10 protein-coding genes and 2 tRNA genes are annotated in these 10922 nt (G+C 61.5%); 7 read left to right on the top strand and 5 right to left on the bottom strand.

The window, feature by feature from the left end:
- Positions 1-41 precede the first annotated feature (41 nt).
- From ACRQEC_RS02945 to ACRQEC_RS02935, 3 genes are all read left to right on the top strand, one after another.
- Positions 42-1019 carry a metal ABC transporter substrate-binding protein gene (locus ACRQEC_RS02945; RefSeq protein WP_284889958.1) on the top strand — a complete coding sequence of 326 codons (978 nt, stop codon included), beginning with the start codon at positions 42-44 and terminating at the stop codon, positions 1017-1019.
- Between the two features lie 111 nt (positions 1020-1130).
- Positions 1131-1934: a metal ABC transporter ATP-binding protein gene (locus ACRQEC_RS02940; RefSeq protein ID WP_284889959.1), complete on the top strand. Its 804-nt coding sequence runs from the start codon at positions 1131-1133 to the stop codon at positions 1932-1934.
- 23 nt (positions 1935-1957) lie between these two features.
- Positions 1958-2794, top strand: coding sequence for a metal ABC transporter permease (locus tag ACRQEC_RS02935; RefSeq protein WP_035277154.1), 837 nt, complete (start codon positions 1958-1960; stop codon positions 2792-2794).
- A 134-nt stretch (positions 2795-2928) separates the two neighbouring features.
- On the opposite strand, the gene ACRQEC_RS02930 is transcribed toward ACRQEC_RS02935, so the two are convergent.
- Positions 2929-5316 (bottom strand): YPDG domain-containing protein, encoded by a 2388-nt coding sequence (locus tag ACRQEC_RS02930; RefSeq protein ID WP_284889960.1) that lies wholly within the window; start codon positions 5314-5316, stop codon positions 2929-2931.
- Positions 5317-5743: 427 nt separating this feature from the next.
- Here ACRQEC_RS02930 and ACRQEC_RS02925 point away from each other — a divergent pair, with 427 nt between their 5' ends.
- A complete protein-coding gene (locus ACRQEC_RS02925; RefSeq protein ID WP_284889962.1) occupies positions 5744-6064 on the top strand; it encodes a hypothetical protein in 321 nt (106 codons plus the stop codon).
- 452 nt (positions 6065-6516) lie between these two features.
- Here the strand turns inward: ACRQEC_RS02925 and ACRQEC_RS02920 are convergent.
- Positions 6517-6589, bottom strand: a tRNA-Arg gene (locus ACRQEC_RS02920).
- Between the two features lie 282 nt (positions 6590-6871).
- Here ACRQEC_RS02920 and ACRQEC_RS02915 point away from each other — a divergent pair.
- Complete coding sequence (locus ACRQEC_RS02915; protein ID WP_284889963.1) at positions 6872-7156, top strand: type II toxin-antitoxin system RelB/DinJ family antitoxin; 285 nt, start codon at positions 6872-6874, stop codon at positions 7154-7156.
- Positions 7143-7427: a type II toxin-antitoxin system RelE/ParE family toxin gene (locus tag ACRQEC_RS02910; RefSeq protein ID WP_284889964.1), complete on the top strand. Its 285-nt coding sequence runs from the start codon at positions 7143-7145 to the stop codon at positions 7425-7427. Before ACRQEC_RS02915 ends, ACRQEC_RS02910 begins: the two co-directional genes overlap by 14 nt.
- Positions 7428-7731: 304 nt before the next feature.
- Here the strand turns inward: ACRQEC_RS02910 and ACRQEC_RS02905 are convergent, their stop codons facing one another.
- From ACRQEC_RS02905 to ACRQEC_RS02895, 3 genes are all read right to left on the bottom strand, one after another.
- On the bottom strand, positions 7732-7905 hold the full coding sequence (locus ACRQEC_RS02905) for a hypothetical protein (protein WP_284889965.1): 174 nt from the start codon (positions 7903-7905) through the stop codon (positions 7732-7734).
- A gap of 501 nt (positions 7906-8406) precedes the next feature.
- Positions 8407-8494: transfer RNA gene (locus ACRQEC_RS02900), tRNA-Ser, on the bottom strand.
- 57 nt (positions 8495-8551) lie between these two features.
- Entirely contained in the window at positions 8552-9112 is a 561-nt protein-coding gene (locus ACRQEC_RS02895; protein WP_284889966.1) for a GNAT family N-acetyltransferase, read from the bottom strand.
- A 479-nt stretch (positions 9113-9591) separates the two neighbouring features.
- On the opposite strand from ACRQEC_RS02895, the gene ACRQEC_RS02890 reads away from it, so the two are divergent.
- Positions 9592-10806: a sialidase family protein gene (locus ACRQEC_RS02890; protein ID WP_284889967.1), complete on the top strand. Its 1215-nt coding sequence runs from the start codon at positions 9592-9594 to the stop codon at positions 10804-10806.
- The last annotated feature ends 116 nt before the right edge of the window (positions 10807-10922 follow it).

Genomic DNA, 10922 nt, shown 5'->3' with positions numbered 1-10922 from the left:
TTAGGGCACCAACGCCCAGTATAGCCAGAAAGGGGATGGTGATGGGAATGGGATATCAACGGGGTGCGGTCCGGGCCGGCCTGGCCGCGCTGCTGGCGAGCATGCTTGCCCTGCTGGGGGCCTGCGGAGCTGCGTCGTCGCCGGAAAAGAGCGCGGGAAGCGAGAAACCGCAAGTGCTCACCACCTTCACGGTGCTGGCCGATATGGCGAGCAATATTGCCGGCGATCATATGGAGGTCGCCTCGATCACCAACCCGGGCGAAGAAATTCACGATTATCAGCCCTCGCCCGGCGATATTAAACGCGCGGAAGGCGCGGATATTATCCTGTACAACGGCCTGGGACTGGAGCGTTGGTTCGAAAAATTCGTGGAGAATTCCACCGCGGAGCGCATTAACCTCTCCGACGGCATTGAGCCCGTGGCCATCGCGGAAGGTGATTACCAGGGCAAACCGAATCCGCACGCGTGGATGAGCCCGAAGAACGGCAAATTGTACGTGGATAATATGGTCGCCGCCTTCGCGAAGGTCGATCCCTCTCACGCTGAGGATTACCGCACCAACGGCGAAAACTACAAGAAACAACTGGATGCCATCGCCAGCGATATGGACGCGGCCCTGGCCACCATTCCCGAATCCCAGCGCGCGCTGGTGAGCTGCGAAGGCGCATTCTCCTACCTCACGCGCGATCACGGCCTGCAAGAAAAGTACCTGTGGGCGGTCAATGCCGAAGGCGCGCAAACCCCCAAGGCGAAGGCCGACCTCGAGAATTTCGTGCGCACCTCCGGGGTGCGGGCGCTGTTCTGCGAATCCACCGTGGACGACAAAATGGCGTCCGTCGCCGAAGACACCGGTGTTCCGGTGGCCGGCTTACTGTACGTCGACTCGCTTTCCGAGGCGGACGGCCCCGTGCCCACCTACCTCGATTTGCTTCGGTACGACGCCGATCTCATTACCCGCGGGCTGACCGGCAAAGCGGGTGAAGCCGCGGGAGAACCCACGAAACCGGCCGGCAAGTAAACGCTGCTCGCATATAAACACTGCTTGCAGGTGAACGCTGCTAACACGGCGGCGGTACTCGCCATACATGCAGTTCGCAAGCATGCACAATCGCAGAAAGGCGGAGAAACGGTGGCAACACCAGCAGAAACTCCGAAATACGCTCTTGAGGTGAGCGGTGTTCACGCGCGCTACGGCTCGGTGCAGGCCCTCACCTCGGTGAGCTTCGGGCTGACCCCGGGGGTTATTTGCGCCCTCGTGGGGCAAAACGGCTCGGGTAAATCAACGCTCATGAAATCAATTATGGGATCGGTGCGCCACGGCGGGGATATTACGATCCTCGGCCAGAGCGGCGCGCGAGCCCGCAAAGCCGGCCTGGTCGGCTACGTCCCCCAAAACGAAGGCGTGGACTGGGCTTTCCCGGTCAGCGTGCAGGAAGTGGTGACCATGGGCCGCTACGGCTTCATGGGTCCCACCCGCCGCGCGCGGGCCGAGGACCGCGAGGCCGTGCGCCACGCCCTCGACATGGTCGAAATGACTCCCTACGCGGATCGCCAAATCGGCTCGCTGTCCGGCGGGCAGCGCAAACGCGTGTTTATCGCCCGTGCCATCGCGCAGGGCGCCCAGCTCATGCTCCTGGACGAACCCTTCGCCGGGGTGGATAAACCCTCGGAAACGATGATTATTGCGCTGCTCCAAAAACTGGCGGCCTCCGGGGTGACTATCCTGGTCGCCACTCACGACCTGGCCGGCCTGCCCCAGCTGTGCTCCGAAGTGCTCCTCCTCAACCGCCGCGTCATTTTCCACGGCCCGGTGGCCGAGGCCATGAAGCCCGAGCACCTCATGCAGGCTTTCGGCGTCGTCCCCGATCACGGCGAACCGGAGCCGGCAACAAACCCGGCCACGCAGCTGCGCAAGGCAAAGGAGAACCGCTAGTGTGGTACGAACTTTTCGTTGAAATGTGGACGCACCCGTTTATGGTGCGCGGGGCCACCGTCACCCTCACCGCGGCAATTGTGTGCGCGGTCATCAGCTGCTGGCTGGTGCTCATCGGGTGGTCGCTTATGGGCGACGCACTCTCGCACGCGATTCTGCCCGGCGTGGTCATCGCTTACGTGCTGGGAATGCCCTTCTCCCTGGGCGCGGTCATCGCGGCGCTCATCGCGGTGGCGCTGATTTTCCTGCTGCGCTCCACCTCGCGAGTCAAAGAAGACGCCTCCATGGGAGCAGTGTTTACTTTATTCTTCGCGATCGGTTTGATCCTCATCAAACTCAATCCTTCCAATGTGGACCTCAACCACGTGATCTTCGGCGACCTGCTGGGCGTCACGCGCGCGGATATGATCCAGGTGGTGATCCTGGCCCCGCTCGCGCTCGCGATTTTGCTCTTCAAGCGCCGCGACCTGACCGCCTATGCTTTCGACCCCACCCACCTGCAAGCCATCGGCATCCGCGCCCGCAGCCTCGGCGCGATTCTGCTGTTCTGCCTGGCGCTCACGGTGGTGACGGCCATGCAGGCGGTGGGCGCGATCCTCATTATCGCGCTGGTGATTGTGCCGGGCGCCACGGCGTACCTGGTCACCAACCGCTTCCGCGTCATGCTGATTTTCGCGCCGGTTTTCGCGGCCGTATGCGCGCTGGTGGGCCTGTACGTCTCCTACTGGCTCGACCTGCCCTCCGGCGCCGCGGTGGTCACGGCCCAGGGCATCATGTTCCTGGTGGTCTGGCTGATTTCCCCGCACGGTTTGCGCGGCAAACTCGAGGGTGCGCGCACCCGCGCCGCGGTTTCTGCATAGCACGACGGCGCAGCTAGCCGGCGGCGGCCTTGCCTGCCAAGGGATGTTGGTGGCCGAGAGGCGTTGCTCAACAGGTGTGGCCCGGAACCTTCGCGGTTCCGGGCCACACCTGTTTGTAGCTGGATGGGCGTTACTTAGCCATGCCGGCGCCGTGCCAGCAGACCGGTTCCCACCAAGGCGAGAGCGCCAGTCAGCAGCCACGCACTCTCCGCACCGGTGGCGGGCAGCTTCTTCTTGACGACGCGGGCGGGCTTGCTCGGCGCCGTCGGCTCGGCCGGCGCAGGCGCGGTGCTCGGGGCCGCCGGTGCGGCTGTTGGAGCAACGGTCGGTTCGGTGGTCGGAGCGGTTGTGGGCGCTACCGTTGGGTCAGCAGTCGGAGTAACAGTCGGGTCTGCCGTCGGCTCGGTGGTTGGATCAACCGTTGGATCAACAGTCGGTTCAACCGTGGGCTCCGGCGGAATCGGAGTTCCCGGGGTGAGCGTCGCGGCCTTCTGGGTGAAGCTCAGCTTCGCGGCCAGAACAGTGCTGCTCCCATCGGCAAAAGTCACCTTGATCGGCAGCTCGTGAGTTCCGGTAGCAGCGTCCTTACCCATCGTCACGGTAAGTGCGCCGTCGTTCGGATTAACCACAACATCCCAGCCCTTCGGCAGGATCGCGCCGTCATTGAGGGCGTAAGCACCGTTCGCGCTGAGCACGGGCGTGACCGCAGCGCCGTTCGCATCCGTGAAGCTCGGAGCGGGCACGTTCACGGTGACCGGATCCAGATCCTCGCGCGCGGCGGAGGCCGGCTGGTAAGCAGCGTTCACCGCGGTGACGGTGACCTGCGCCGTCGTGGACACAATATCTTCCACCCAGGTACCCGCGGCGTCCTGCGTTTTCACGGCGCGCTTGTAGGTGACCGGGTAGACGCCGGGCGTGGCGGTATCCACCTGGGACGCGTCGATAATCACGCGGGTGGGAATGCCGGTTCCGTCCGGGGCATCGTAATTAGCGGTGGAATATGTGATGACCTGCTTCGCATCGGTGAGCGCCTGCGGATCGCGGTCGCTCGTGAGGGTGGCCAGGTCGAGGTTACCCGCCTGCGCCGCCTGCTCCGCGAGGCCGCGGATCGTGCTCAGCTGAGCGCGGGAATCGTAAGCACTGTACTGCGGAATCGTGATGTCGCTGGCCTCCACAACCTTGACCAGGCGCACATGCGCGTTGGAAAGCTCCGCGGCGAGCGGGGCATAAGCGCCCTCGTTCATCGCGATGGGATTGCCCTGGGCGTCCACGAAACTGGGCTGCTGGGTGGACATCCCGTAGGTGTAGACCGGCATGATCTGGTCGGCGGTTGCCCCGACCGAGTAGCCCTTATCGCGGATCGCATCCCGAATCGGCATGAGGTCAATCTGGTAGGAATTCACCGTGGCCGTTGAAATCTTCGAGATCATGCTCTCGTAGCCCTCGCATTGCGAGCGCAGCCCATTGGCGTAGGTGGCCTGGTACTGCAGGTTGAAACCATCAGCGAAGGGCACCTTCTTCGCGGCATCCACATCCCGGTGCTTCACTGTGGGCATGGCTTGCTGCACGGCGAGGGGAACCTGGGTGAAGGGGCCGGAGAGGTCGCTGTAATTAGCGGCATCGGATTTTTCCACCGCCACGAACTTACCGGTGGTGCCGTGCTGGCTGGCCGCGCCGTTATCTAGCTCGGTTAGTGGGGTGAAGCCGCGGAAGCGGATAATCCGCATATAACCCTGCGGCTTCTTCGACATGGCTTCGCCGTAGTCGGTTCCCGAGAGGGTGAGGGTGTGGTTCTTGAGCGAGGCCACCGGCATCAAACCCTTGACCGTGGCAACATCCTGATTGAACTTGAGCGGGACGTCCAGGGTGATCACATCATCCGGGCCGGTAGAAGCCGGGAGGATGCCGCGGAGCCACACCGTTGCCACGTTATCCCAGTCCGCATCGGTCATCATATCGAGGGTCTTTTGGGTGCCGTTTTGGAGGATGAGCCAGATGGTGACCTTGGTGGATACGCCGGAGGTGGTGATGGCTTCTTTGAGCTTGGGGCCGTCCACAACGAAACCTGAAGCGTCTACCGGGGCGCCGGAGGTATTGTATGCGGCGTCGCCATCCATCCATCCGACCTGGTAGCTGAGTCCGTAGAGTGGGGAGGTGGTGTTATTACGCACCTGGATGCGCGCGGTGAGCTCGGTGGTTTTGGTGAGGTCGATGAGGTTATTACGCATGCAATTGAGGCGGTTGCCTGTATCGCGCTGCGGATCGCCCGGCATCGGGAAATTATTGGAAGCCGAGCCGTCGGCGGCGCGCAGTTGCATGCCTACGCTGAATTTTGCGTCTTTACCGTTCTTATCTTGCGGGGTGATGAGGCTGCCGTCACCGACTGCCAGGCCCGAAACGATGGCCGGGCTGGGGTTATCCGCGGTGGGAACGTCCGCCACGGCGAGCGGGGCTACGATTCCGCATCCCAGGACCGTGAGGGCGGATAGTGTTCCGACGGCGAGCTTGCGCATCTTTGCCATGATGTCCTATCCAGAGTTGTGGTTACTTATGCTTCTAACCCTAAATGAAATTTAGTGTTAGTTAAAGTGATCGCGGTAGGACAATGTTCAAGTGGTGCGAGCTGGGTGGATGGCTGGCACGGGGAGGGGCTGGGTGCGAATCGGCGGTGCTGTGCGAAAAGGAGGCGTGAAGCGGGTGTGCGTCGTCGTAAAAAGGTATAAACTCAAATTATTGAGGTGACAAACTTCGCGCAAGGGTGCGGGGAAAGGGGTCGCCTCACGCGTCGCGGTATTCGCGAGAAGGGTGCACGATCATGGGCGTTATTCGGGGCGTGACAGAAGAAGATATTCTCGCGTTTCTTCGCGAGCACGGCATCGAGGCTGGCGTGAACTACCTGGTGGTGCGCAAGTATCGCGGTCTCCTGGGGGGGGGATCGGCAAGCTCCTGGTGTCGAACCTGTGGAATGCGATTGACGCGGCGGTGATCCGGGTGCTGGTGGTGACCGATGCCGAGTTTATTGTGATCAATCCGGAGGGGAAGTCGGGGCTGTCGCATATGTCGCGGGCGGACGGCGAGCGTTTCTGGCGGTACCCGTGGGAGAGTGTGGTCGATTTTCATGTGGAGCGCAAAGCCACTACCGCGCTTATTAGTTGGACCGCAGAGGGCAAGGCGCAGACCTGGGAAGCGGATATTAGGGCTAATAGACAAATGGTGGGTCTTATACCCGGACTTTTCCTTGCTGTAGCAACGAAAAATCGGCCTTATTGAGGTCGAGCACCTCAATAAGCTGGCTTCCTTGACATCCGTTGCGTGACATGCCTCGACGGAAAACTCGTTCCGTCCGCGTTGCCACGCGACACAGCCACGGGGCGGGCAGAGGTACAGAGTGCGCATTCTGGGCCGTGTAGGCGCCATAGTGCGCGTTAGAGACACGAAATCGGGTGCAAACGGTACTCTCCCTCGCACTTTGTCTGCGTACCCAGTTCGTACGGATCCGAACCGGATCCAAGCCAACGACACGCCGTCATTAGACCCACTTTTTGTCTATTAACCCGGATATTACCCATCCGGGAGTTTTCAGCTTCAACCCGGTCAATTTGCCGGCGTTCCTGAGGCATTCGCGTTAGGTTGGTTTTGCGGCCGGGCCTGGGGCTTCGGGCTTGAGCGAGGAAAAAGAAATTGCTCCCCACCGGGATTTGGGTCACCGAGGAGGAGCTTCGCGCGCTCGAAGGGATTCGAACCCCCGACCTTCTGATCCGTAGTCAGATGCTCTATCCACTGAGCTACGAGCGCACAGTCACGAGGTGGCTACCACAAGCTCCTCAATAAAAAATTGAGGAGGCGAGCGATTAACCCGCCTCGTTTTGCGACAGATAAGAGTTTACCGCGTTCCCCGGCGAGAGCAAAATCTACAGGCCAGGTGCGTTATGTTTCACATCTGGCCTGGCTGGGTCTGCGGCCAGTGTTGGGTAGTGGCGGCAGGTGTGCTGCCTGGCTGTGTGGGCGCATTCAACCGGACTTAGCCAGAAAGCTCCCACGATCTTGCGCGATCAATGCTACTGTATGTACAGAGTAATGTTGATTGCGTGTAATGGGGTGGTTGTGGTGGCAAATGTATCTTTCCGGACGGATGATGAAACGAAGGCCCAGGCTGCGGAGTTATTCCGTGATCTCGGGTTGGATATGAGTACTGCTATCAATATGTTTTTGCGGCAGTCGATTGCCAGCAACGGCATTCCGTTCACGCCGCATCGCGGGAACTCGGCCAGTGCCGTGGCGAGAGCTGAAGTTGAGTCCCGCACCGGCGCATCGTTTAGTAGTGTCGCTGAGCTGATGGCGGATCTCAATGAGGCTGACTAGCGTCTTTCGTACGAATCAGTTCAAGCGCGATGCCAAGGCGCTGTTCAAGAAACATTACGACGCCGCAAAGATGGCGAAGGCTATCGAAGCGTTGATGAGGCAAGATCGCGATGAGCTGCGCACGCGGTATCGTGACCATGCGCTGCAGGGAGGTTGGAAAGGGTACCGCGAAATTCATATTGAGGGTGATTGGCTGGTGATTTACCGCGTGGAACGTAGCGAGTTGCTGCTGGTGCTTACCCGAACCGGCTCCCACGACGACCTGTTCTAGGCATGGTGTCCAAAAGATACCGGATTCCCTGTCCAAGAAATGGTCAGACTCGTTATCCAAAAACACTCAAGACAATCACACCTCTGGCCTATGTGGATGATCTGCGCATCTCCCATTGCTGTTCGGCAGCTGTCCAAGTAGATTGACTAGTGATAGACCCCCGGTCAGGCCTCTAGCTTTTAGCAATGCACAAATGACCGGGGCCTTTCTCTACAGGCAGGCTAAAGGCGCGTCGGAGAGTGGTAGAAACTAGACTTGGTGCGACTTGGATGTGTTCTTGCTGGAGAAGCCGGGGTTTGGCCCGCTAATTCGTACATTTTCGGGCACGCGTGACCGCCCCATCAAGCGCGCGTTGTGCGACTTTGATTCGAATTTGCGCGGCAGCTATTTTTACTAGCTCTGGATCCGTAATAAGCCGTTCGGGATCAATGTCGGCGTCGCTTTCAATTTCGGCAAGTAGTTCCTCGTCTGTTCTCATTGTTAGAAGCCTTTCCGTTCGAGAAACTTTCTCCGAGCCTTCATCGCGTGAAAATGTCCCGGCAGTCCATCGCCCAGGGGCATATATTGAAGAACATCTCGACCCATGTTGAGCTGCTCGCTGCCAGTGTTGGGTAGCCGGGGCCGGGCAAAAAGTAGGAGCCAGCTATCCCCTCGGTGGGGGAAGAGGATCCCTGACCCTCTTTTCGCCGGCATCTCAATACTATCAGCGTGTAAATCTATCCCGCAGCCCCGAACAGAGGCGCTGTTCCTCAAACCGCCCCTTTTATTTTCGCCGCGCACCCCGGTTTGGGGGTACAAATCCACACCCCGGGTTGTACCCCCACAAGTACCCCCGGAGTACCCGTAAGTACCCCTAAAGGCCGGTTAAGAGTAGGTACGGGGGAGCGTTCCAAGCCCCATTATTCCCCGACTTTTCCGCGTCCTACCGCCAAAAACTAAGCCCTCAAGCCGATTTCTCAACCTGGGGTTCATCGTGAAGCGGAGAGTAAGGGATTCGAACCCTTGGTGCGGGGTCGCCGCACAACGGTTTTCAAGACCGTCTCATTCGGCCGCTCTGACAACTCTCCAAGCAGCACCGCCCGCACGGGCTGCAAAAGGCTAGTTTAGCGTAGTTTCGCGCGCTGCTACACCAGTGGTGCAGCAGCTTCGAGCACAGCCCCAAACTCACCCACCGGCGTGAACTCCGGCAGCAGGATGCGCTCCATCAGATGCGCATCCATATCCGCCGAGTGGTTACCGGAATGGGTCATGCCGGTGTCTTCAAATCCCTGGCGAGCGTAGAAACCGCGCAGCGGCCCCACGCAGTCCAGGCGCACCCGGTCGTAGCCGTAGGTGACGGCCAGCTGGGCCATCGCGGCTAGGATCGCCCGCCCGGCGCCCTTCGCCGCAACGGCCGGATTGGCCATGAGGGTGTGCAGGTAGAGGGCGGGCATATCGTCGAACCAGATGAGCGGGTCGGAATGCAGGGCCCGCACCGCGGCGGTGATGGTGCCATCGGCCGCGCGCAAAGCCCAGAATTCGCCGGCATCTACCTGCTCGGCGATCTTCCACACCGGCAGCGAGCCGAGGGGCCATTGGCTGTTGCCGGCGGCGGCCATAGTTTCTTCGATGGTGCGGCGGATGGTGGCGAGGGTGGGGATGTCCTCACGCGTGCACCGGGTCAGGCGAGTCAGTTGAGTGGTCATGAGAGTCGTCGTCCTCCGCAACTCGGTCCCACAGGGGAAATTCGGTCAGGAATTAGCCAGCGCTTGGTATGTATCAGGCAAACATGCGCTGCTGTTAGGTTGGGTTGGGGGTGGCGTCGTCGTACTGGACGAAACACCGGGGGTGTCACGCGGTCATGGGCCGCTGAACCTCAGCGTAAAACAAGAAAAGTCTTCAGTGCAAGCTCTAGTAACGGTCAAGAATCGGTATCGTTGCTGTACGCGAACAGCTGGAAACGCGGGTGGTACCTCCCGGCCTCGCTTGCTGCACACAGGATTTTACACAGCGCGGCGGCCCTGTCAAAACGTGGTGTGCACCACCGGCACGTGCCTCCTTGTCAAGAAGGGCGACGACGCCGCGCCTACCGCCCACCAGCCCTATTATCCCGCGGAAAAGTGTGTGGCAGTAGCCCGGTGCCCGACCCGCGGCATTAAGTCTGACAACCACATAGGATGGTGCCATGACTTCACTACATAAGGACCCGCACAATGATCGTGCGCAGGCCACCGCGCCCGGCGCTGGCGCCGCGGCTGGCCGTTCGGCCCGCGCGCTCGTCACCCGTACCGCCGACCGTGATTTCCGCATCCCGGCCGTGCTGCATCGGGATAACCAGCTGACCGTCTTCTTCGATGAACGCCCGCATCCGAGCGGGGATTTTGACTGGGAAAACCTGGGCGGCGCCATGGCTGCCGACCTGCCCAATCCCAATCGGATTTGCTATATCACCGCTGAGCTGCCCGCCGATGCGGGGGCGAGCGCCGCGGACTCGGGCGCTTCTGCCGCGGGCACCCCGCTGCGCGCGCAGGACCTCGACTTTTCCGCGCCCCGCCCGGTTCCGGGAACGCCTGCGGTGTGCGGGGACCCCTGCGTGGCCGGCGCGCCGGTGCGCAGTGCTATAGGCGCGGATGCCGCAGCGCCAACCGCCGCCGGGAGCGATGCCGGGAGCGCCGGCGGGAACTCTGATGGGAACGACGCCGGCATTACCCTGGCCTATGCCGCCTCCGAGGAAATCGGCTACTTCGGCTCGCGCTTCGCCGGGCCGCGCCTGGAAGCCTGGATTGCCTGGGGGAGCAGCCTCGACTCGCTCAGCCATAGCCGGGTGGATGACCAGCTCTATAGCGAGCTGCGCTGCGATGGCCTCTTCGCTACCTCCGGCTCCACCCCGCTGCTGGGCGATACCGCGCTCCTGCCGTATGTCACGAACCGCGGCGGGGAAGCCGTGATCTACGTGGTGCATGTGCGCGAAGGTCGGATCGTGGCGATTTCCGAGCCTATCCGCCCGGTCGGCACCCCGGGCCTGGACGAAACTACCCTCGAGGTGAGCGGCGGCGAGGTCATCGCGAATATTCGCCTCCAGGGCCGCGGCGGGCGCGTGGTGGCGCGCTCAAGCGACGGCCTGAGCTGGTCCGCGCCGCAGCCCCTCAGCCTCCCCGATCCGGGGTGCAATGCCAAGCTCATCACCTGCGGAGATGGCACCGTCCTCATTCACCCGCATTCGGATACCGCGCGGGAGAATGGCGCTATTGTCGACGACGCCGGACGCCTGCTCCGCTCCTTGGGCCCGGGCGAATTCGGTTACTCGGACGCGGTGTGGCTCTCGGATAGCCTCGCCGTCGTTTTTGAACGCGAGAACTCGCTCTACCTCGACCTTATCCCGGGCAGTGAACTGCGCTAACTAAGCCGGGATCGTACCCGCGCGGCGCGCCACGCAAACGGGGCCGGGTGAGCTGGAAATCCAGCCCACCCGGCCCCGGTTTGTATCTCACCTCTCGCGCCGCGAGGTGCTTCTCG

The organism is Actinotignum saccati, assembly GCF_051265055.1.
Classification (GTDB): domain Bacteria; phylum Actinomycetota; class Actinomycetes; order Actinomycetales; family Actinomycetaceae; genus Actinotignum.
The sequence above is the reverse complement of the archived record's forward strand: the minus strand, read 5'-3'. Positions and strand labels throughout refer to the sequence as shown.

Coding starts and splice junctions, on each gene's coding strand:
- ACRQEC_RS02945 (WP_284889958.1), top strand. CDS start 42: ATGGGAATGGGATATCAACGGGGTGCGGTCCGGGCCGGCCTGGCCGCG.
- ACRQEC_RS02890 (WP_284889967.1), top strand. CDS start 9,592: ATGACTTCACTACATAAGGACCCGCACAATGATCGTGCGCAGGCCACC.
- ACRQEC_RS02905 (WP_284889965.1), bottom strand. CDS start 7,905: ATGAGAACAGACGAGGAACTACTTGCCGAAATTGAAAGCGACGCCGAC.
- ACRQEC_RS02935 (WP_035277154.1), top strand. CDS start 1,958: ATGTGGACGCACCCGTTTATGGTGCGCGGGGCCACCGTCACCCTCACC.
- ACRQEC_RS02915 (WP_284889963.1), top strand. CDS start 6,872: ATGTTGATTGCGTGTAATGGGGTGGTTGTGGTGGCAAATGTATCTTTC.
- ACRQEC_RS02930 (WP_284889960.1), bottom strand. CDS start 5,316: ATGGCAAAGATGCGCAAGCTCGCCGTCGGAACACTATCCGCCCTCACG.
- ACRQEC_RS02910 (WP_284889964.1), top strand. CDS start 7,143: ATGAGGCTGACTAGCGTCTTTCGTACGAATCAGTTCAAGCGCGATGCC.
- ACRQEC_RS02895 (WP_284889966.1), bottom strand. CDS start 9,112: ATGACCACTCAACTGACTCGCCTGACCCGGTGCACGCGTGAGGACATC.